Origin of the sequence: Geodermatophilus obscurus (assembly GCF_900143215.1) — a bacterium.
Classification (GTDB): domain Bacteria; phylum Actinomycetota; class Actinomycetes; order Mycobacteriales; family Geodermatophilaceae; genus Geodermatophilus; species Geodermatophilus obscurus_A.
The window spans coordinates 124,346-144,382 of the sequence record NZ_FRDM01000002.1 but is presented as its reverse complement, the minus strand read 5'-3'; the positions used below and the strand labels follow the sequence as shown (position 1 = coordinate 144,382).

22 protein-coding genes are annotated in these 20,037 nt (G+C 74.9%); 12 read left to right on the top strand and 10 right to left on the bottom strand.

The features are described 5' to 3' along the window. The first annotated feature begins 59 nt into the window (after positions 1-59). The 3 genes from BUB17_RS03050 to BUB17_RS03040 all read left to right on the top strand — a co-directional run bounded on the left by BUB17_RS03050 (position 60) and on the right by BUB17_RS03040 (position 2,766). A complete protein-coding gene (locus BUB17_RS03050; protein WP_072913076.1) occupies positions 60-956 on the top strand; it encodes an ornithine cyclodeaminase family protein in 897 nt (298 codons plus the stop codon). A 165-nt stretch (positions 957-1,121) separates the two neighbouring features. Then, positions 1,122-1,841 carry a VOC family protein gene (locus BUB17_RS03045; RefSeq protein WP_072913073.1) on the top strand — a complete coding sequence of 240 codons (720 nt, stop codon included), beginning with the start codon at positions 1,122-1,124 and terminating at the stop codon, positions 1,839-1,841. Between the two features lie 142 nt (positions 1,842-1,983). Next, complete coding sequence (locus BUB17_RS03040) at positions 1,984-2,766, top strand: DUF899 family protein (protein ID WP_072913070.1); 783 nt, start codon at positions 1,984-1,986, stop codon at positions 2,764-2,766. A 124-nt stretch (positions 2,767-2,890) separates the two neighbouring features. Here BUB17_RS03040 and BUB17_RS03035 read toward each other — a convergent pair whose 3' ends face one another. Both BUB17_RS03035 and BUB17_RS03030 read right to left on the bottom strand, forming a co-directional pair. Beyond that, positions 2,891-3,142 carry a hypothetical protein gene (locus BUB17_RS03035; protein WP_072913067.1) on the bottom strand — a complete coding sequence of 84 codons (252 nt, stop codon included), beginning with the start codon at positions 3,140-3,142 and terminating at the stop codon, positions 2,891-2,893. A gap of 101 nt (positions 3,143-3,243) precedes the next feature. Then, positions 3,244-3,717, bottom strand: a complete 474-nt coding sequence (locus tag BUB17_RS03030; RefSeq protein ID WP_072913064.1) for an ester cyclase — start codon at positions 3,715-3,717, stop codon at positions 3,244-3,246. An 819-nt stretch (positions 3,718-4,536) separates the two neighbouring features. On the opposite strand from BUB17_RS03030, the gene BUB17_RS03020 reads away from it, so the two are divergent. Together BUB17_RS03020 and BUB17_RS03015 are read left to right on the top strand one after the other, a co-directional pair. After that, on the top strand, positions 4,537-5,181 hold the full coding sequence (locus BUB17_RS03020) for an ANTAR domain-containing protein (RefSeq protein WP_432416375.1): 645 nt from the start codon (positions 4,537-4,539) through the stop codon (positions 5,179-5,181). 300 nt (positions 5,182-5,481) lie between these two features. Continuing rightward, the gene (locus tag BUB17_RS03015) at positions 5,482-6,174 is read left to right on the top strand and encodes an NADPH-dependent F420 reductase (protein WP_072913055.1); all 693 of its coding nucleotides are present in this window, start codon (positions 5,482-5,484) and stop codon (positions 6,172-6,174) included. Between the two features lie 43 nt (positions 6,175-6,217). On the opposite strand, the gene BUB17_RS03010 is transcribed toward BUB17_RS03015, so the two are convergent. Then, complete coding sequence (locus BUB17_RS03010) at positions 6,218-7,084, bottom strand: DMT family transporter (protein ID WP_072913710.1); 867 nt, start codon at positions 7,082-7,084, stop codon at positions 6,218-6,220. Between the two features lie 146 nt (positions 7,085-7,230). Here BUB17_RS03010 and BUB17_RS03005 point away from each other — a divergent pair, with 146 nt between their 5' ends. After that, the gene (locus tag BUB17_RS03005) at positions 7,231-8,442 is read left to right on the top strand and encodes an alpha/beta hydrolase family protein (protein WP_072913708.1); all 1,212 of its coding nucleotides are present in this window, start codon (positions 7,231-7,233) and stop codon (positions 8,440-8,442) included. Here the strand turns inward: BUB17_RS03005 and BUB17_RS26565 are convergent. Both BUB17_RS26565 and BUB17_RS02995 read right to left on the bottom strand, forming a co-directional pair. Continuing rightward, positions 8,439-10,292, bottom strand: a complete 1,854-nt coding sequence (locus BUB17_RS26565; protein ID WP_072913052.1) for a hypothetical protein — start codon at positions 10,290-10,292, stop codon at positions 8,439-8,441. The genes BUB17_RS03005 and BUB17_RS26565 overlap by 4 nt on opposite strands. Before the next feature lie 70 nt (positions 10,293-10,362). After that, positions 10,363-11,043, bottom strand: a complete 681-nt coding sequence (locus BUB17_RS02995; RefSeq protein WP_083605972.1) for a CPBP family intramembrane glutamic endopeptidase — start codon at positions 11,041-11,043, stop codon at positions 10,363-10,365. Positions 11,044-11,075: 32 nt separating this feature from the next. Here BUB17_RS02995 and BUB17_RS02990 point away from each other — a divergent pair, with 32 nt between their 5' ends. Together BUB17_RS02990 and BUB17_RS02985 are read left to right on the top strand one after the other, a co-directional pair. Beyond that, positions 11,076-11,462 carry a hypothetical protein gene (locus BUB17_RS02990; RefSeq protein ID WP_072913045.1) on the top strand — a complete coding sequence of 129 codons (387 nt, stop codon included), beginning with the start codon at positions 11,076-11,078 and terminating at the stop codon, positions 11,460-11,462. Next, complete coding sequence (locus BUB17_RS02985; RefSeq protein ID WP_072913042.1) at positions 11,459-11,644, top strand: DUF6186 family protein; 186 nt, start codon at positions 11,459-11,461, stop codon at positions 11,642-11,644. The genes BUB17_RS02990 and BUB17_RS02985 overlap by 4 nt, the downstream gene beginning before the upstream one ends. A gap of 41 nt (positions 11,645-11,685) precedes the next feature. Here BUB17_RS02985 and BUB17_RS27615 read toward each other — a convergent pair whose 3' ends face one another. Continuing rightward, on the bottom strand, positions 11,686-11,922 hold the full coding sequence (locus BUB17_RS27615; RefSeq protein ID WP_072913039.1) for a response regulator transcription factor: 237 nt from the start codon (positions 11,920-11,922) through the stop codon (positions 11,686-11,688). After that, positions 11,892-12,440: a hypothetical protein gene (locus BUB17_RS25315; RefSeq protein WP_072913015.1), complete on the bottom strand. Its 549-nt coding sequence runs from the start codon at positions 12,438-12,440 to the stop codon at positions 11,892-11,894. The genes BUB17_RS27615 and BUB17_RS25315 overlap by 31 nt, the downstream gene beginning before the upstream one ends. Positions 12,441-12,591: 151 nt before the next feature. On the opposite strand from BUB17_RS25315, the gene BUB17_RS02970 reads away from it, so the two are divergent. The 3 genes from BUB17_RS02970 (at position 12,592) to BUB17_RS02960 (ending at position 16,709) form a co-directional block, all read left to right on the top strand. Then, positions 12,592-14,328: a pyruvate dehydrogenase gene (locus tag BUB17_RS02970; RefSeq protein WP_072913010.1), complete on the top strand. Its 1,737-nt coding sequence runs from the start codon at positions 12,592-12,594 to the stop codon at positions 14,326-14,328. Then, positions 14,325-15,881, top strand: a complete 1,557-nt coding sequence (locus tag BUB17_RS02965) for an alpha-amylase family glycosyl hydrolase (RefSeq protein WP_072913007.1) — start codon at positions 14,325-14,327, stop codon at positions 15,879-15,881. The genes BUB17_RS02970 and BUB17_RS02965 overlap by 4 nt, the downstream gene beginning before the upstream one ends. Before the next feature lie 72 nt (positions 15,882-15,953). Then, complete coding sequence (locus BUB17_RS02960; RefSeq protein ID WP_072913706.1) at positions 15,954-16,709, top strand: hypothetical protein; 756 nt, start codon at positions 15,954-15,956, stop codon at positions 16,707-16,709. A gap of 43 nt (positions 16,710-16,752) precedes the next feature. Here BUB17_RS02960 and BUB17_RS02955 read toward each other — a convergent pair whose 3' ends face one another. Continuing rightward, complete coding sequence (locus BUB17_RS02955; protein ID WP_072913004.1) at positions 16,753-17,193, bottom strand: flavodoxin family protein; 441 nt, start codon at positions 17,191-17,193, stop codon at positions 16,753-16,755. Between the two features lie 22 nt (positions 17,194-17,215). After that, a complete protein-coding gene (locus BUB17_RS02950) occupies positions 17,216-18,106 on the bottom strand; it encodes an alpha/beta fold hydrolase (protein ID WP_072913001.1) in 891 nt (296 codons plus the stop codon). 72 nt (positions 18,107-18,178) lie between these two features. Between BUB17_RS02950 and BUB17_RS02945 the strand changes: the two genes are divergently transcribed. Then, positions 18,179-18,781, top strand: coding sequence for a TMEM175 family protein (locus tag BUB17_RS02945; RefSeq protein WP_072912998.1), 603 nt, complete (start codon positions 18,179-18,181; stop codon positions 18,779-18,781). Positions 18,782-18,797: 16 nt separating this feature from the next. On the opposite strand, the gene BUB17_RS02940 is transcribed toward BUB17_RS02945, so the two are convergent. Then, on the bottom strand, positions 18,798-20,009 hold the full coding sequence (locus BUB17_RS02940; protein ID WP_072912995.1) for a low temperature requirement protein A: 1,212 nt from the start codon (positions 20,007-20,009) through the stop codon (positions 18,798-18,800). Positions 20,010-20,037: the final 28 nt, after the last annotated feature.

Sequence of the window (20,037 nt, the reverse complement as noted above, 5' to 3'; positions counted from 1 at the left end):
GCTCGACCCGGGTGGCAGGGTGCTCCCGTGCCGCCCTCGCCGATCGCGTGCCTGCCGCAGTGAGGTTCCTCGACGCGGACGCCGTCGCCGCGCTCGGACCCGCCGCGGCGGTCCGGGCCGTCACCGACGCACTGCGCGGCGAGGTCGACCCGGCCGCCGACCCGCCGCGCGTCTCCGTCGGCCTGTCGCGGGGTCAGTTCCTGCTGATGCCGTCGGAGGTCCCGGCCGCGGCCGGGGTGAAGGTCGTGACCGTCGCCCCGGGCAACCCGGCCCGCGGGCTGCCCCGCATCCAGGCCGCGTACCTGCTGTTCGACCGGGAGACCCTCGCGCTGCGCGCGGTGCTCGACGGGACCGCGCTGACCACGCTGCGCACGCCGGCGGTCTCGGTCGCCGCCGTCCTCGACCGGCTGCCGGACCGTCCGCTGCGGGTCGCGGTGGTCGGCGCCGGCCCGCAGGCCACCGGCCACGTCGCCACGCTGGCCGCCGTCCGCCCGCTCGAGGACGTCACGTACCTGGTGCGCGACCCGTCCCGGACCCCGCTCGACGCGGTCGAGCTCGGATCGCCGCGGGCCGACGAGGCGCTGCGGGCGGCCGACGTCGTCGTCTGCGCGACCTCGGCACGGTCGCCGGTGTTCGACTCCGCCCTGCTGCGCGACGCCGTCGTGGTGGTCGCCGTCGGCTCGCACGAGCCCGACGCCCGTGAACTCGACGCAGCGCTGCTCGGTCGCGCGACCGTGGTGGTGGAGGACGTCGCCACCGCCCTGCGCGAGGCCGGGGACGTGGTGCTGGCCATCACCGAGGGCGCGCTGACCGCGGTCGACCTGGTGCCGGTGCGGGACGTCCTGACCGGCGCGGTCGCCGTGCCCGCCGACCGTCCGCTGGTCTTCAAGAGCGTCGGGATGTCGTGGCAGGACCTCGTCGTCGCCGCAGCGGTCGTGGCACGCAGCGCAGGCTGACCGTCCCCGTCGGATGGCTCGGGCACGGACGCCACCGCCGGGTCGCGGGTGACCCGGGTGCGTTGCGTCCCGGTCCCCGAGCGCCCTAGCGTCGCTCTCCTCGCGGGCGATGCGGACGTGCCCTGCCTGCGGCCGTGAGCCATCGGATCGGAGAACGGGAGAGGGATGTCCGCCCGCCTCGTCGCGCTCAGCTTCCACGCGAACGACCCGGGCCGCCTCGCGGGCTTCTGGGCGGGCGTCCTGGGCTGGGAGACGGCCGACGACCCCTCCGGCGGCATCGCGCTGCTGCCGGACGACGACACCGGGTTCCGGGTCCGGTTCCTCCCGACCCGGGAGCCGAAGGCCGGCCAGAACCGCATGCACCTCGACCTGACGAGCACCTCCCCGGAGGACCAGCAGCAGACCGTGGCGAGGTCGCTGGCGCTGGGCGCCCGGCACATCGACGTCGGTCAACGCCCCGAGGAGCGGCACGTGGTGCTCGCCGACCCCGAGGGCAACGAGTTCTGCGTCATCGAGCCGGGCAACCAGTTCCTCGCCGACTGCGGGTTCGTCGGAGCGCTCGCGTGCGACGGTTCGCAGCAGGCCGGGTACTTCTGGCGCGATGCGCTGGGCTGGCCGTTGGTCTGGGACCAGGACCAGGAGACCGCGATCCGCTCCCCGCACGGCGGTCCGAAGATCACCTGGGGCGGTCCGCCGCTGATGCCGAAGACGGGGAAGAACCGGCTGCACCTCGACCTCGCTCCCGCTGTCCCCGGTGATCAGCAGACGGAGGTCGACCGCCTCGTCGCGCTCGGGGCGACCCGGATCGACATCGGCCAGGGCGAGGTCGACGAGGTGGTGTTGGCCGATCCCGACGGCAACGAGTTCTGCGTGCTGCCCTCGTGATCTCGCGCGGGCTCGGCCGGGGGTGCCCCTCCCTGCCGCGATGAGTTCCGGCCGGGTCGCGGGTCTGTTCTGGCAACCGTCGCAGCACCGTCGCAGGACGTCGTACGACGCCTGCCCGGCACGAGACGCCCCGGAGGACACCATGACGACCACGTCGAGGAACCCGGCCACCGCGCTGCCCGGCCGCCCGCCCATCGTCGACCTGGCCACCTGGCAAGCTGCCCGGAACGAGCTCCTGGTCCGCGAGAAAGCCCACACCCGTGAGGGCGACGCCCTCGCCGCGGCCCGCCGCCGGCTGCCGATGGTGGAGTTCGACGGGACGGTCGAGGTCGTCGGACCCGACGGCCCGGTCCCGTTCCTGGGCCTGTTCCAGGGTCGCGAGGAGCTCCTGGTGTACAAGCACATGTGGTACGACGGCGCGCCGCACCAGGGGCAGTGCGAGGGCTGCACCATGACGACCTGGCAGCTGAAGGACGCCGTCTACCTCAATGCCCGCGGCGTCTCGTTCGCCGTCCTGACCACGGGCCGGTGGGACGAGGTGGCCGCCTACGTCGAGTTCATGGGCTACACCCAGCCCTGGTACTCGGTGCGCGACGTGGACGCGCCGGTCGGCGACAGCATGGGCTGCCTCACCTGCTTCCTGCGCGACGGCGCCCGCGCATTCCTCACCTACTCCACGACGGGCCGTGGCAACGAGCCGGTCGCCGGGTCCTTCGGTCTGCTCGACAGGACGCCCTACGGCCGCGGCGAGGCGTGGGAGGACAAGCCCGAGGGCTGGCCCGAGGGACGCCACGCGTGCTGGTACTGGCGCTCGGACGCGGACGGGGACCCCACCTGGGGCCCGACCAGCCGCCCCGTGCCGCAGTGGACCCGCCCCGGCGCGACCCCCGTGGAGACGCTCGGCCGGCACGGCCCCCACTCCTGACGCGCCGACGGCGTCGGCACAGGTGCCAGGTGCCAGATGCCAGGTGCCAGGTGCCAGGTGCCGGGTTGCCCGGTAGCGGCCCACGTGGGGACACCTCGCACGGGAGTGACTCGGGCGCAACGACTCACCACCCGATGGCGCTCGGGTCCTCCCAGCCGAGCGTGGGTCCGTTGCCGGACACCCGTTCCTCCCGACCGACTCTGCCCCGCCGGTAGTACACCCAGTAGTCGTGGTGACCGTTGACGGTGAGAGTGACCTCGGCGCGGTCGCCGGCAACGGCCACCGACCGGACCTGGGCACCGGCCTGCTCCGGCCACTCGGTCAGAGCACGTCGTTCCAGGGTCCGTCGATCGTCCGGCTCATCCGCACGGCGCACCTGCGGAGTGTGGCAGGCGAGGTGTCCCGGAGCGGCCCACCACGGGACACCCGTGGAGCTGCTACTGACGGGTCCCGGTCCCAGCCTCGATCAGTCGGCCGTCAACGTGACGTGTCCGTCGACGGGGCGTCTCGTGACGAACCCGTGTCCCCTCCGGGCTCCACCAGTCCCAGCTGGGACATGAGGTCCAGCTGATCGAAGTACTGGCGGTGCGAGACGGCCATGCCGTCCTTGACGGTCACGATGTTGCATTCGCGTAGACGCACGCTTCTGCCCGTAGGTGGCACTTCGAGGCCTTCAGCTGTGATCAGGGCCTCGGTGTGGGTGCCGACGAAGAAGCCCTCGTCGATCGCGGTGTCGCCGCTCTCGTACCTGGTCGTGGACTCCCGGCCGGCATCGGGGAACGCGCGTCTTACCGCCATGAGGTAGTCGGCGATCGCCGTGCCGCCCTCGATGCGAGGTGCGTCGGGGGTCTCGGCGACGGCGTCCGTTGCGTACAGCCGAACGAGGGCATCGCGGTCACCGGCGATGTAGGCGTCCAGGAGGCGGTCCGTGATCTCCCGCGCTTCTCCCATGACAGGTCTCCTCAGCCATCTGTCGGGCTGTGCGGCAAGCTGCGCGTCTCATGTCGCGGCCCGCGACGAGTGAGGACTCGGCCGGGTCGGTGCGCTGCGAGTGGGGGGACGGTCACCGACCCCAGGCCGAGTGCCGCACCTCCGAAGGGGACGGGGCCGTTGCCCGTCATCGCTGTTCCCTTCGCGAACTGTCCTCGCTTCGTCCGAGGGGAGGAACCGTAGTGCGCCGGACGAGACCTGTCTGCGGTCGTAGGGCCCGGCCCCCACGGTGAGCAACCTCGGCCCGTCCGTCGTCCTTCGGGTCGCGTGGAGCGGGGCCTGGAGCTCGACATCGAGAACGCGGAGTCGGTGGCGTCCCACTGGGGCCACGCACAGCCGTGGTGCGTGTCGGAGCAGGTGCCAAGACCCGGCCAACGGATGTCCTCGCCCACGCTCGTGGCCCGTGTGAGCCTGCGGGACCGATCCAGCGGTGCGGGCGTCCGGGTTGCCCGCCACCCCTCGCCGCCCGACCAACCCGTGCGAGCCGACGACCACCGGGTCTGACCCTCGGCGGCCCAGTCGGGGACATCGCCAGGGCCCGGAGGGCCGCCGACGCGAGTAGCGTCAGGTGCGACGTCGGGATGGCTCGGCGTCGACGGCGCGTCACCCAGTCGGCGTGCCCGCGCACGGCCCCCAGATCGGGGTCCGCGGCCGAGGTCACCCATCCCCCGGTATCAGTGAACCGGAGGCCGAGACGTGGTCAGCAGCCAGAACTCACATTCCGCGAAGGCGGCCGAGGTGCTGGAGCGCCTGGGACAGTTGTCCTTGCGCGACCTGTCGATGGAGGCGCTGCTGCAGATCGTGGCCGACCTGACCAAGACGGTGATGCCGGGTCGCACCGAGGTGTCGGTGTCGCTGCTGGTGAAGGATGCCCCGAGCACGGTGGCCTCTACCGGTCGACTGGCCACCGACCTGGACGAGTCGCAGTACGACCGCGGGCACGGCCCGTGCCTGCACGCCGCCCGCACCGGCGAGCTGATCGAGATCGGCGACACCCGCACCGACAGCCGGTGGCCGGACTACATGCCGCGGGCGGCCGAGCGCGGCGCCCTCAGCTCCCTGTCCGTCCCGCTGGTCATCGATGAGGACGAGCAGGTCGCCGGCGGGCTGAACATCTACGCCCGCGAGCCGCACGCTTTCGACGAGGACAGCCGCTCGGCGGCCGCGAGGTTCGCTCCCTACGCTGCGGTCGCCGCCGGCAACCTGTACGCCTACCGGGGTGCCATGGACAGGGCCGCCAACCTGCAGACCGCCCTGGAGACGCGGGGCGTCATCGACCAGGCCAAAGGCATCCTGATGGCGCGCCACAAGCTCACCGCGGACCAGGCGTTCCAGGTCCTGGCCCGGATGTCGATGAAGACGAACCGCAAGCTGCGCGCGGTCGCCGAACACCTGGTCCGCACCGGCGAACATCCCCACCGGTGAGCCCACCGGCACCGGGGAGCTGACCAAGCCCCGGCACCCACCGAGTCGCCCAGGATCCAGAACCCCCGGAGACTCACGAGCAGCCGCCACGGCTTCCGCGGGAGCTGCAGCGGTCAGGCCCCGTCGTTCCAAGACAGTGGGCGGCGGGGCCGCCCCTCCTGGTGTCCGTACAGCCGCCTGCAGGCCGCTGTGGCCGGACGCGTCACAGGTGTCCGTCACAAGTGTCCAGAGCCCAGGTGGGAACGAGGTGCAGGACGCCGCACCGGGAATGGCTCTGCCCGTGACCGGCTTGCGGCGTACGTGGCGACCATCGGACTCATCGGCAGTGGGAACATCGGCAGCACCGTCGCCCGGCTCGCGGTCGCCGCCGGCCACGACGTGGTCCTCAGCAACAGTCGCGGACCGGAGACCCTCACCGACCTCGTGGACGAGCTCGGACCGCGGGCACGAGCGGCCACCGCAGCCGAGGCAGCCGCGGCCGGCGACATCGTCGTGGTGACCGTCCCGCTGAAGGCCTACCGCCAGGTGCCGGTCGAGCCGCTGCGCGGCAAGGTCGTCATCGACACGAACAACTACTACCCCGAGCGCGACGGGCACGTCGCCGAGCTCGACGACGAGTCCACGACGACCAGCGAACTGCTCCAGGCACACCTCCCGCAGTCGCGCGTCGTGAAGGCCTTCAACAACATCTACGTCAGCCACCTCGGCAGCCTGCAGCGCCCCGCAGGTCACCCCGAGCGCTCCGTGCTCGCCATCGCCGGCGACGACGAGGCGGCCAAGCAGACGGTGGCCGGGTTCCTCGACTCGATCGGCTACGACGCCTACGACGTCGGCCCGCTGTCCGAGGGCTGGCGCTACCAGCGCGACACCGCGGCCTACGTCCAGCCCTACGCGGTCCCGGGCACCGGGTACCCCACGTGGCCCGGACGCCGGGTCACACCGGAGATGCTGGAGGACAGGCTGGACGCGGCCGTGCGCTACCGGGACGCGTAGGGCCGCACATCACTCGGGCCGGTCTCAACGCCCTCGTCCACCGTCATCCGGCAGGGACGAGGGCGCCGTCCCGGGCCGCGGCGCGGGCCAGCGCGACCGTCGCGGCGGCCATCACGACGACGAGGACGCCGATGAGCGCCCACTCCGCGCCGTCGGCCTGCAGCCGCTCCCCCAGCACCCCCATGCCCAGCGCGACCGCGACCACCGGCTCCCCCACGGTCACCGCCGGCAGTGACGCCTCCAGGGCGCCGGCCTGGTAGGCCGACTGCTGCAGCAGCGTGCCGCCGGCCAGCGCGACGGCGAGCAGCCAGGTCTCCCAGCCGGTCAGCAGCGCGAGCAGCCCGTCGTCCAGCCGGCTCACCACGCCCTTGGTCAGCGCCGCCCCCACCCCGTAGGCCACACCCGCCGCGACGGCGAGCAGCACCGCCCGCGCCGTCCCCCGGCGGACCGCCGCGCCGGCCAGGCAGCCGCCGACGAGCAGGCCGAGGACGATCCACGCCGGCAGCCACGACCGCCAGCCGGCCCGGTCGACGCCCGCCGTCGGCTCCCCCACCACCGCGAACACGGCCAGCGCGAGCACGAGCAGCGCCGCCCACACCCAGTCCGACCGGTGCAGCCGCCGGCCGCCCCAGCGGGCGCCGAGCGGCAGCGCGACCAGCAGGGTGGTGACCAGCAGCGGCTGGACCAGCAGCAGCGAGCCCAGGCCGAGCGCCGCCGCCTGCGCGGCGAACCCGGCGGTGTCGCTGAGCGTCCCGGCCCACCACCGCGGGTTCCGGGCCAGCGCCAGCACCAGCCGTGCGCCGCGGGCGTCGGCGTCCGGGACGTCGGCGGCCGACCGCTGCTGCACCGCCGAGGCGACGGCGAACAGGACGGCGGCCAGGAGCGCGAGCGCCGCGGCCAGTCCGGTCACCGCGCCATGCTCCCGGTCCGCGTCGCGCCCGGGAACCCCGTCGAGCGGCGTCACGGAACCGGTTGGTCCGCTCGCGGCGCGGAACGACCCGCACGCCCCTGGCACCGGGCGGCACCGGCCGGGGCCGCCCGGCCGCCGCGCACGGGATGGTCGTCGCACCCATCCGGGAGGTGACCGTCGTGCGCCGGCTGTTCCAGGACGAGGACTTCGACTTCGCCACCCGCAACGTCCTCGGCGGGGTGTTCGCCGGGGCCGCGGACGTCGGCGAGGTGCTCAGCACCGTCGACCGGATCCACGACGGCCGGGGCCGGTCCTGGGTCGACGAGTGGACCGCCACCGCCGAGCGGCTCCTGGCCGAGGAGGGCAGCTCCGCCTCGGTCGCGGCCCGGTCCCTCCGCGCGGCCAACTACCTCGCCACCGCGGCGGGAGCGGCCGACCGCACGGACGAGGAGGGCCTGTTCGCCGCGGTCTGGGAGCGGCACCGCCGGGCCTGGGACGCGTTCGTCGACGCGACCGACCTCGCCGTCGAGCGCCTCGAGGTCCCGTACGAGGGCACCACCCTGCCCGGCTACCTGTTCCGCTCCGGCGCGGCGGACGAGCCGCGGCGCACGCTGGTCTACAACAACGGCAGCGACGGCTCGGTCGTCGGCGCCTGGGTGCGCGGCATCTCCGCCGCCCTGGCCCGCGGGTGGAACGCGATGACCTTCGACGGCCCCGGGCAGAACGCCGCCCTCGTCCGCCAGGGGCTGCCCTTCCGGCCCGACTGGGAGCACGTCGTCACCCCGGTCGTCGACGCCCTGCTCGCCCGTTCCGACGTCGACCCGCGCCGACTGGTCCTGGTCGGCGTCAGCCAGGCCGGCTACTGGGTGCCGCGCGCCGTGGCCTTCGAGCACCGCGTGACCGCCGCCGTCGCCGACCCGGGCGTGGTGGACGTGTCCGCGGCGATGCTCGGCCACCTGCCGCACCACCTCGTGCGGCTGCTCGACACCGGCGATCGGGAGGTCTTCGACAAGGAGATGGCGCTGGGATGGCGGCTGTCCCCGCGCGTCCAGGCGATGATGACGTGGCGGATGCGGCCCTACGGCACCACCTCGCCGTTCGACTTCTTCACCGCCGCCCGCGCCTACACCTTGAGCGGGGACGTCGTCGGACGGATCACCTGCCCGGTGCTGGTCACCGACCCCGACCACGAGCAGTTCTGGCCGGGGCAGTCCCGGCGGCTGTACGACATGCTGACCAGCCCCAGGGACCTCGTGCGCTTCACCGCCGAGGAGGGCGCGGACGGCCACTGCGAGCCGCTCGCGGTGGGCCTGCGCGGGGAGCGCGTCCTCGACTGGCTGGAGCGGCGGTTGGCCTAACCCAGTTCGTCGACCGGGCCGCCGGCCGCGTCGGGCACCCAGCCGCCGCCGTCGGTGCGTACCCAGGCCTGTCCCGGCCGCAGCAGCTCCACCCGCGCCCCGCCGTCCACGGTGCGGTGGGCGATCCGCCGCTCCCAACGGTCGCCGGGGCCGTCGTCCCCCGGGGACCGGGCCGCCAGGCCCACCGCGAGCACGCCGTCGTCGGCCAGCACCACGGCCCCGGGGCCGGCCGCCGCGCCGGGCGCGGCGACGGTCCAGGTCACCTCCCCGGTGGGGCCCAGCGGCTGCTCGTACGTGCGGTCCCCGACCCGCAGGTAGGCGACGGCGCCCGGACGCGGCGTCGACCTCGACCGGAGGGTGACCTGCGGGCCGGCGTCCACCCGGAGCGGCTCCACGACCGGCGGGCCGTCGTCGTCCCCCGACAACCGGTGCAGCGAGCGGCCCGGGAACCGCGCGGCCAGTGCGAGGTCGGCCGCGCCGCGCTGCTCGGCGTAGAGCACCGGCTGCCGCAGTGCCGGGTCGTTCTGCAGGAACGGCGTGTCGCTCTCGAAGCCCAGGTCGCCCCGCTCCGGCAGGAACAGCAGCGCGTCGTCGAGGCCGGCGTCCTCGACCACCTGCTGCACCGCCCGGTACTCCGCGGTCACCGCCCGGTTCCCGGCCACGGGGCCGGGCACGGCGAGCGCGGTCAGCACGACCATCGCCACCAGGAGGACGGCGGCCGGCGTCCGCCCCCGTCGCGCCACCCGCACCAGGCCGGCGGCGCCGAACACGGCCAGCGGGACCACCACCGGCAGCCAGTAGAAGGGGCCGAACAGCTCCAGGCCCTCCCACTGCGCGCTGATCGCCCAGGGGCCCCAGAACGGCAGGTAGCCCAGCGGCACGACGACGGCCAGCGCCGCGACCGCCCACCGCGCGGCGCCGCGCGTCCGAGCCAGGCCGAGGACGGCCAGCGCCACGAGCAGCACCCCGCCGGCGACCCAGCCGGGCGTCGCGACGGCGTTGGCGAGCAGGCCGGCCAGCCCGTCCGCGGCGGTGAAGTGCACCGTGTACTGCGGGAAGACGCCGCGGTCGCCGAAGCCGAAGGTGTCCTGCGGGCCGGTGACGGTGAACGGCAGCCGGAACGGGCCGCCGACGACGACGGCGTTGTAGACCAGCGTCAGCGCCAGCACCGGCAGCGCTCCGGCCGCGACCCGGAGGACGACGCCGAGCCGGGACAGCCCGCCACGCTCCCGCGCGAGCAGGGCGGCGAGTGCGAACGGCGCCACGGTCAGCAGCGCGTCGAAGGGCCGGGCGAAGGCGGCGACGCCGGCCACCACGCCGGCCGCGACCAGCCGGGGGGTCGAGCCCAGCCGCGTCCCCGACAGCAGCAGGACGGCGGCGCCCAGGCCCAGCGCCAGGGAGAACAGGTAGGGCAGGTACGTGCCGCTCTGCACGACGACCACCGGCGACAGCGCGAACAGCCCGCCGGCGGTGAGCGCGACGGCGCGGTCGCGCAGCACCTCGGCGGCCAGCAGCGCGACGTGCGCCGCCGCGGCCGCCGCGCTGACCGCCAGGGCCGCCCGTGGCGAGCCGCTGAGCAGGTCGCCGGCCGCGATCACGGCCGGCCAGGGCGGCGTGTACTTCAGCACGATCCGGTCACCGACCACCGCCGAGGCCCAGGGCCGGAACGCGTCGTGGTCGGCGGGGAGGGTCACCGTGCCGGCCTCGAGCAGCCGGGCCATGGCGACGTAGACGGAGTCGTCGCGGTTGAGGGAGTAGAGCGGGAAGAGCGCCGTGTTGGTCAGCACGGCCGCCGCGCCGGCGACGAGCGCGAGGACGGCGAGCGCCGCCCGCCACCTCCCCGTCGTCATCGGGCGAGAGTCTAGAGAACGGACCCCTTGCCCCCCACCGTTGCAGGACCCTGCACGGGGGCCGGGTCCTTCACCGGTGCGCGACGGCCGCGGCCCCCAGGCCGAGCGTGTTCGTCGCCAGGTGGAGCAGCACGGGGGCCAGCAGACTCCCGCTGCGCTCCCGCAGGCCGGTGAAGAGCACCCCGGCGGCCGCGGTGCCGAAGCAGGCCAGCACCACGGCACCGGTGCGGGCCAGCGGGCCGTCGGCGAGGTCGTTCGCGGCGAGCGCGCCGAGGGTGGGACGGACGTGCCAGAGCCCGAACAGCGCCGCGGACGCAGCGATCGCCCCGGCCCGGGGGAGCAGCCGCACGAGGGCGGCGAGCAGCACGCCGCGGAAGGCGACCTCCTCCCACAGGACGGTGCCGAACGGGATCCGGACCAGGACCTCCCCGGCGAGGTCGCCCCCGTCCAGGCCCGCCGCCCGGGCGTCGGCCAGCAGCGGTCGGACGGCGGGCAGCGCCAGCGCCGTCGCGTACCCGGCCGCGACGACCGCCGCGCAGGCCCCGCCCCACCGCGCTCCCGCCGCGAGGCGTCGGCGGTCGAGCCCGAGCTCGGCCCAGGACAGCCCGCTGACCCGGGCGGCAGCGAGCAGCACGGCCGTCGCCACGACGTTGGCCACGACGTAGGAGCCCGGCCGGCCCGGCAGCCGGTGCACCACCAGGTTGTTCCAGGCGCCGAGCACCGGGACCAGCGCCGCGGCGAGGACGAGCACCCTCCTGCGGTCGGCTGCGCCAGCATGCACGGATGCTGTGTTCCCGCTCCGCGCGCCGGCTCACCTGCGCCGCGTCGGCCGTCTGCTGCGCCGCCGCGGTGGCCGTCGCCGGCGAGCTGTCGACGGGGGCGCTGCTGGCCGTGTCCGCTGCCGGTGCCGTCATCACCGCGGCGGCCCTCGCCCGGCGGGCGGGCGCGGCGGCGGCGCCGGTCGGCCGGCGCGGGTTGCCCTGGCTCGGCTGGCTGGCAGCAGCCGTCGCCTGGGAGCTGGCCACCCTGGCCGACGACGACCTGCCCGCGCTCAGCGACCTGGCCGACCCGGTGCTCGCCTCCCCGGTGCTGCGCGGCGGAGCGACCCTCGCCTGGTTGGCGGCCGGCGCCTGGCTGGTCACCCGCGCCTGCCCCCGGCGGCCGGGGTGACCGGCGTCGCCGGGTTCGCCGTCCTGCTGGTCGCCGCCCTGGTGCTGGAGGCCGCGGCGCGGCGCGGCGCGGGGCCGGCCACCGTCGCGGAGACGGTGGGCGCCGCCATGCGGACGACACCGGGACGGGTCGCGGTGCTGCTCGCCTGGGTGTGGCTCGGCGTGCACTTCCTCGCCCGCTGAGACCTCGCCCGCTGAGATCTCGTGCGGACAGCCGGGACGGGTCAGACGAGCCCGTGGCACCGCGCCACCTGCACGGCCATCAACCGGTCGCGCACCCCGATCTTGCGGTAGAGCCGCTCGAGGTGCTTGTGCACCGTCCGGGGGGAGCAGCCCAGACGGCGGGCGATCGACTCGGCGGTGAGGCCGCGGGCGAGGAGTTGGAGGACGGCCGTCTCGCGTCCTGTCAGGCCGATCTGTGCCGCCGACCTCAGCGGGGAGGCCGCCTGTTCCGCCAGCACCCGGGCTGGCGGAACAGGGCGGCGAGCACCGGTTGGACCAGCGCGGCGAGGGCGGCGTCGTCGTCGCCGAAGTCGTCGTCCGGACGACTGAGCAGATAGGTCTCGACGCCACCTCCGGCGATCAGGGGCAGCGCGATCTGGTGGGTGATCCCGAAGGGTCGGGCGAAGACCGTCCAGCCCGCCATGAGAGACCGGCCGGCGATCGCCGTCGGCACCGCCCCCAGGATCTGCGGCGCCGTGCTGGCCGTGTGGGCGTACCAGCGCATCAGGGGGTGCCAGGTCGCGTCAGGCGGACGCTCCAGCGAGGGGATCGACGGCAGGTAACCGGCGGGCCAGCACCCCGCGACGCTGTCCACCCAGGTGTCGCTCACCACGTGCAGGGAGCAGCAGGCCGCCTGGAGGGAGGCTTGGAGCAGCTGCGCCACGTCCTGGTGCGGAAACCGCTCTCCAGCGGGCTGCTGCAGCGCGTCGCCCACGAACTCGAGCCACCGCGCGAGACACGCGGCCGCCGGCAGCACGCACGGGAGCGTAGTCAGGAACCGGGGTTCCCGGCGGCTGCAGCCACGGACGCGCCAGCGGTCGGCGTACTCGCGCCGGGGTGCCGCCTCCCCGTACGGTCCGGACGTCGGTCAGCCCCGGCCGCCGCTGCTCCTCCCCGCGGAGGTCGCCATGGCCCACCCGACCGTCGCCGCCCAGCTCGTCCGGATGCTGCGGGACGCCGGCGCCCGACGCATCTACGGCGTGGTCGGCGACAGCCTCAACCCCGTCGTCGACGCCGTCCGGCACACCGACGGCATCGAGTGGGTGCACGTCAGCAACGAGGAGGGCGGCGCGTTCGCGGCCGCGGCCGAGGCCCAGGTCACCGGCGAGCTCGCGGTGTGCGCCGGTTCCTGCGGGCCCGGGAACACCCACCTGCTGCAGGGGCTGTACGACGCCCACCGCAGCGGCGCCCCGGTGGTCGCGATCGCCTCGCACATCCAGTCGCAGGAGATCGGGATGGCCTTCTTCCAGGAGACCCACCCCGAGCGCACCTTCCAGGACTGCTCGTACTGGTGCGAGGTGGTCACCCCGAAGCAGATGCCGCACACCCTGCGGGTGGCGATCCAGACCGCCGTCGGCAGGAGGGGCGTGTCGGTCGTGGTGCTGCCCGGCGACCTGGCCGCCGAGGAGTCCGGCGGACCGACCGCGCCCACCGCGATGGTCACCGAGCCCTCGCCGGTGCGGCCGGCGGCGGGACAGGTGCAGGCCCTGGCCGACGCGCTGAACGCGGCGCGCACGGTGACGCTGTTCTGCGGGGCCGGGTGCGCCGGCGCGCACGCCGAGGTGATGGAGCTGGCCGGGAGGGTGCTCTCCCCCGTCGGGCACGCGCTGGGCGGCAAGGAGGTCATCCAGTACGACAACCCGTACGACGTCGGGATGAACGGCCTGCTCGGCTACGGCGCCGCGCACGAGGCCACCCACGAGGCCGACCTGCTGCTGCTGCTGGGCACCGACTTCCCGTACACGAACTTCCTGCCCCAGCGACGGACGGCGCAGGTGGACGCCGAGGCGGGCCACCTCGGCCGGCGCACCCCGCTGGAGGTCGCCGTCCACGGGGACGTCGGCGAGACGATCCGCGCGCTGCTGCCGCTGCTGGAGCAGAAGACCGACCGGCGCTTCCTGGACACGATGCTGCGCCACCACGCCGAGGCGCTGGAGAAGGTCGTCGACGCCTACACCACGCGGGTCGAGCGGATGCGCCCGATCCACCCCGAGTACGTCGCCGCGCAGCTCGACGACCTCGCCGACGACGACGCCGTCTTCACCGTCGACACCGGCATGTGCAACGTCTGGGCGGCCCGCTACCTGACGCCGAACGGCCGCCGGCGGGTGATCGGCTCCTTCCGGCACGGCTCGATGGCCAACGCCCTGCCGCACGCCGTCGGCGCGCAGCTCGCCGCACCCGGCCGGCAGGTGGTGTCGATGTCCGGCGACGGCGGCCTGGCGATGCTGCTCGGCGAGCTGATCACCGTGCGGCTGCACCGGCTGCCGGTGAAGGTCGTGCTGTTCAACAACGCCTCGCTGGGCATGGTGAAGCTGGAGATGATGGTCGACGGCATCCCCGACTACGAGACCGACCACGAGCCGACGGACTTCGCCGCGATCGCCGAGGCCGTGGGCATCCGGTCGATGCGGGTGGAGGACCCCCGCGACGTCCGGGACACCCTGGCCAAGGGCCTGGCGGACCCCGGGCCGGTGCTCATGGAGTTCGTCACCGACCCGAACGCGCTGTCCATCCCGCCGGCGATCACCGGCGAGCAGATCCGCGGGTTCGCCCGGTCGGCGACCAGGCAGGTGCTCGGCGGGGGCGTCGGCAAGATGGTGGACCTGGCCCGCAGCAACCTGCGCAACATCCCGCGCCCGTGACGCAGTGGTGGCGGCGTGGCGCGGTCTACCAGGTCTACCCGCGGTCGTTCGCCGACTCCGACGGCGACGGCGTCGGTGATCTGCGCGGCATGCGGGCGCACCTGGACCACCTCGCCGGGTTGTCCGTCGCCGCCGTCTGGCTCTCGCCGGTGTTCCCCTCCCCCATGGCCGACTTCGGCTACGACGTCTCCGACCTCTGCGACGTCGACCCGGTGTTCGGCACGCTGGCCGACCTCGACGACCTCGTCGCCGACTGCCACGACCGGGGCATCCGCGTCGTGCTGGACTGGGTGCCCAACCACACCTCCGACCAGCACCCGTGGTTCCGCGCCTCCCGCTCCTCGCGCGAGGACCCGAAGCGGAGCTGGTACGTCTGGCGGGACGGCGCCGCCGACGGCGGGCCGCCCAACGACTGGCGCTCGGAGTTCGTCGCCGTCGGCCCGGCCTGGACGCACGACGAGCGCACCGGCCAGTGGTACCTGCACTCGTACACGCCGCAGCAGCCCGACCTGAACTGGGAGAACCCCGCGGTCGAGGCCGCCATGCACGACGTCGTCCGGTTCTGGCTGGGCCGCGGGGTGGACGGGCTGCGCATCGACGCCCTGCAGCGGCTGGCCAAGGACCCGCTGCTGCGCAGCAACGCCGGCTCCGACCGGCGGCACGACCAGGACTGGGAGACCGCGCACGAGCGGCTGCGCGGCATCCGGCGGGTCGTCGACGAGTTCCCCGACCGGATGATCGTCGGCGAGGTCTACCTGCTGGACCTGCGCCGCGTGCTGGCCTACCTGGCCGGCGGGGACCAACTGCACCTGGCGCACAACTTCGTCTTCGTCCACCTGCCGTGGAACGCCGCCGCGTTCCGCGCCGCGATCGAGGAGTTCGAGGCGCAGGCCGAGCCGGAGGCCTGGCCGGCCTGGTTCCTCGGCAACCACGACCACTCCCGCATCGCCACCCGCTACGACGTCGACGACGGGGGCGACGGCGGGCACGGCCCGGCCCGCGCCCGGGCGGTCGCGCTGCTGCTGACGGCGCTGCGCGGCACGCCCTTCCTCTACCAGGGCGACGAGCTGGGCCTGCCGGACGCCGTCGTCCCGCCGGACCGGGTGGTCGACGTCGACGGCCGCGATCCCGAGCGGGCGCCGATCCCCTGGCGGCCGCCGTCGGTCGCCGGCCCGGGCGCGGGCTTCACCACCGGGGAGCCGTGGCTGCCGCTCGTGGCCGACGCGGAACGGCTGTGCGTCGAGCGCCAGGCCGCGGACGCCTCCTCGACGCTGTCGCTGGTGCGCCGGCTGGCCGCGCTGCGCGCCGGCTCGCCGACCCTGCAGACCGGCCGGCAGCGGATGGTCGACGCCGCGCCGGGCGTGCTGGCCTGGCTGCGGGAGGACGACGACGACCGGCTGCTGGCCGCCGTCAACTTCACCGCCGAGCCCCGCGCGCTCCCCGTCGACGGCGAGGCCACCCTGCTCGTCTCCACCGACCCCGGCCGGCCGCCGGGGCGGACCGGGGAGCTGGGTCCTGACGAGGCCGTGCTGCTGCGCCTGACCGGCGGCTGACCCGCTTGTCGGCGGGTGCCCGCCGGCACCACCATCGGCGGCGGCCGGAGTCCGCGGGCGCGGGGGTGGTGGGTGGACGTCGATCTGGAGATCCTGCCCGGGCTGTCCGACCGCCGGGCCGTGGTGGGCTGGATGGTGCTGGCGTTCCTGCTGACCTTCCTGGTCACCCGGCTGGTCACCCGGGCCATCCGGACCGGCCGCGGACCGTTCCGCGACGCGAGCATCGGTGGCGTGCACGTGCACCACGAGGTCTACGGCATCTTCCTGCTGCTCGGCACCGGCACCCTGGAGTTCACCTACCGGCCCGAACCGCCGTGGGTGCAGGTGCTGGCCGTGCTGTTCGGCGCCGGCGCCGCCCTCACCCTCGACGAGTTCGCGCTGTGGCTGCACCTGGAGGACGTCTACTGGAGCCGGCAGGGCCGCAGTTCGATCGACGCCGTCCTCGTGGCGCTGGTCGTCGGGGGGCTGCTGCTCGTCGGTGCCAACCCGTTCGACGCGGACGACGCCGACAGCGAGGTCGTGTTGTGGGCAACGGTCGCGGTCAACCTCCTCTTCGCCCTCGCCGCGATCCTCAAGGGCCGGGTGGTGCTCGGCGTCGTGGGCGTCTTCGTCCCGCTCGTCGCGCTGGTCGGTGCGGTGCGGCTGGCCCGGCCCGGCTCGTTCTGGGCGCACCGCCGCTACCGGCCGGGCTCTCGGCGGCGGGCCCGCTCGGAGGCCCGCTTCCCGGCCGGCCGGCGCACCCGCTGGGACGCGCTGGTCGACCTGTTCACCGAGGTGCCGCCGCGGCACGCCGCTCCGGCCGCAGCGCCGCCCACCCGGCCCGGGTGAGCGCGTCCTCCACGTCGCCGTGCGGCGCCGGGCAGCACCTCTGCTAGAGCTGCACCGCGACCGTGGCCGCCAGCTCGCGGGCCGCCTCGAGGTCGGCGGGGCCGGGCGCGCCGGTGAGGCTCAGCGGTGCGGCGACCTGCTTCCACCGCAGCGCGCCGGTGACCTTCTCGATGCTGCGCAGCGCGCCCGCGGTGTCGTCGTTGCCGTGCACGTACACGCCGTACGGGAGCCCGACGGTGGCGTCCAGGCACGGGTAGTAGACGGTGTCGAAGAAGTGCTTGAGCGCTCCGGACATGTAGCCGATGTTGGCCGGCGTCCCGAGCAGCACACCGTCGGCCGCGAGCAGGTCGGCGGCCCCGGCCGACAGCGCGGGGCGGACGTCGAGCTCGACCTCCTCGACCAGCGCGACGCCCTCCCGCACCGCCTCGAGCACGGCCTGCAGGGACGGCGAGGGCGTGTGGTGGACGACGAGCAGGCGCGGCACGCGGGCATCCTCCCCTGCCCGGTCAGGGGCGCAGCGCCCCGTAGACCTCCGCGGCGTGGTCGAAGACGGCGAAGTGCCCCTCGCCGGCCAGCCAGTGCGCCGTGCAGGAGGGCAGCATCGCGGCCAGCACCCGACCGAGCGCCACCGGCACCTGCCAGTCCTGCGTCCCGTGCCACAGGTGCACGTGCTGGCGCACCTCCGTCAGCGGGAACCCCCAGGGACGGAACAGCAGCGCGCGGTCCTCGGCGAGCGGAGCGGTCCCGTTGCGCAGGCCCTCGGTGAAGGTGTCGGCCAGGACCCGCCGGACGCCGGGCCGGCCGATCACCCGACGGTCGGCCGGGTTGAGCCGGGCCTGCAGGTAGCGCGGGATCGCCGCCGGGCGCCGCGCGATCGGGGCGAACACCGGCCGCAGCAGCGCCGCCGCCGGCGACGGCCGGTGCGCGGCCGCCCGCAGCCGCCTGGGCACCCAGCCCGGCCACGGCCACGGGACGTCGGGCGGAGGCGCTCCGCCGAGGACGCCGATGCTGCGCACCCGGGTGTCGAAGGCGTGCGCGCAGGCCAGTGCGTACGCGGCGCCACCGGACAGGCTGAGGACGGCGAACTCCTCGACCCCGAGGGCGTCCAGCAGCGGCGCGACGTCGTCCGGCCAGTCGGTCACCCGCCGCCCCGGCTGCGGGTCGGAGCGACCGAAGCCGGGCCGGTCGGGGACGACGAACCGCACGCCCCAGCGCCGGTAGTCCTCGGGGTCCTCGACGTGGCGCTCCAGCCGCGAGCTCGGCGAGCCGTGGCAGCCGAGCACCACCCGGCCCGCCGGGTCGCCGTACTCGGCGTAGGCCAGCGCCCGCCCGTCGGGCAGCCGGATGCTGCCCTCCCGTGGTCCGGGTCGCCCGCCGTGGCCTGGTCGCTCGCGCATGCCGGGCCCCTACCCCGCCGGCGGGCGCGACGACCACCCCGCCTGCGAGCGGGCGCCTCTAGCCTGCGGCGGGTGCGCACCGACCGGGGCCTGGACCGGCTGATCACCTTCCTCGACGCGGTCGTGGCGATCGCCATCACCCTGCTGGTGCTGCCGCTGGTCGACGTCATCCCGGAGGAGGGCGCGACCGTCGAGCTCGGCGACCTGCTCGCCGAGGAGGCCAGCCGGTTCGGCGCCTTCGCGCTGAGCTTCGCGGTCATCGCGCAGCAGTGGCTCGTCCACCACCGGATCGTCGAGCGGGTCGGCTCCTACGACATGCCCTTCGTGCTGGCGAACCTGGTCTGGACGCTGACGATCGTGCTGCTGCCCTTCGCCACCGAGGTCGCGGCGGTCTACGGCAGCTCCCGGCTCGCCATCGGCATCTACATCGGGACCATGACGCTGAGCTCGACCTGCCTGACCCTGCTCACCCTCTCCCTCGTCCGCCGCCCGTACCTGCGCCGCTCCGGCGCCGACCCGGCGGAGGACGACCTGCCGAGCGCGCTGCTGACCACGGGCACCTTCGTGCTGGCCCTCGTCGTCGGCGTCGCCGTCCCCGCGGTCGGCTACCTCGCGCTGTTGCTGCTCTTCCTCCCCGATCCGGTGCGCCGGCTGCTCGCCCGCCGGGCGCGCTGAGCCCGGAGGGCGCCGGTCAGACCTCCTCGACGCCCATCCGCCCGGTGGCCCGCTCGGCCAGCCCCACGACCACCACGGTGACGACGACCGCGGCCAGCGCGCCGACCACGACGGCGGCCGGCAGCTCGAGCACGACGTCCACGGCGGCGACGGCGGCCGCCACGGCCGGCCACCACCACCCGCGCCGCGCACCCTGCTTGGACATCCCCACCTCGGTGACGGTCACCGACAGCAGGTAGACGACCACCCCGCCGGCCAGCACCAGCCGGGTGCCGGTGGGCACCTCGCCCTCGCCGCTCTGCACGACGGCCAGCTCCAGCCCCGCGCCGACGGTCGCCAGCGCCAGGGTCAGCGGCAGCTGCCCGAAGACGTAGACGTCGTGCGAGTGGTCGCTGCGCTCTCCGCCCACCTCGCTGAGGAGCTGCTTGGCGCGGGCCCCGGCCAGGTCGAAGTAGCTCCACCACAGCGCCGCGGCCAGGACGAAGCCGAGCGCCGCGACCAGCAGCCCGGAACCGGTCCAGTGGGCGTCGTGCAGCCCGTGGGCGATGCCGGCCACCGATTCGCCGAGCACCAGGATCACGAAGAGGCCGAACCGCTCGGGCAGGTGCTCGACGTGCAGCGGGACGTCGGCCGACGACCGGGTGGCCAGCAGCGGCACCAGCACCTCGGCCAGGACGGCGGCGGCCCACAGGGCGAACCCGATCGGCCGCGGCACCGCGAGGGACACCGCCCACAGCAGCGCTCCGAGGGTGGTGCCGATCAGGTACAGCCGGGCGATCGGCCGGGCACCGGACAGGTGCCGGTACGCGCGGAGGTACTGCAGCAGCAGCATGGCCCGCAGCACCAGGTTGCAGCCGACGAAGATGCCGAAGTAGGTGCCGGTCGCCTCGGTGGCGGTGGCGGCCATCCCGACGACGGCGGCCATGCTGCCGAGCTTGAGCAACCGGTAGACGACGTCGTCGTGGTCGAACCGGTTGGCGTAGAGGGTCGAGCTGACCCACGACCACCAGACGACGGTGAACAGCCCGGCGAACACCAGCTCCCCGCGCCAGGTGACGTCGGCGCGGAAGTCGATGGCCAGCTCCGCGAGGACGAGGACGAAGGCCAGGTCGAAGAAGAGCTCCAGCCGGGAGGCCGAGCGGTCGTCGTCGGTGCGCAGCTCGGGCGCGCGGACCAGGCCGCCGGTCAGCGCGCCGAGGAAGGATCGGGGTGCGGTGCGGTCGGTCACGACGCTCCCTGGAGGAGGGGTGGTGCCC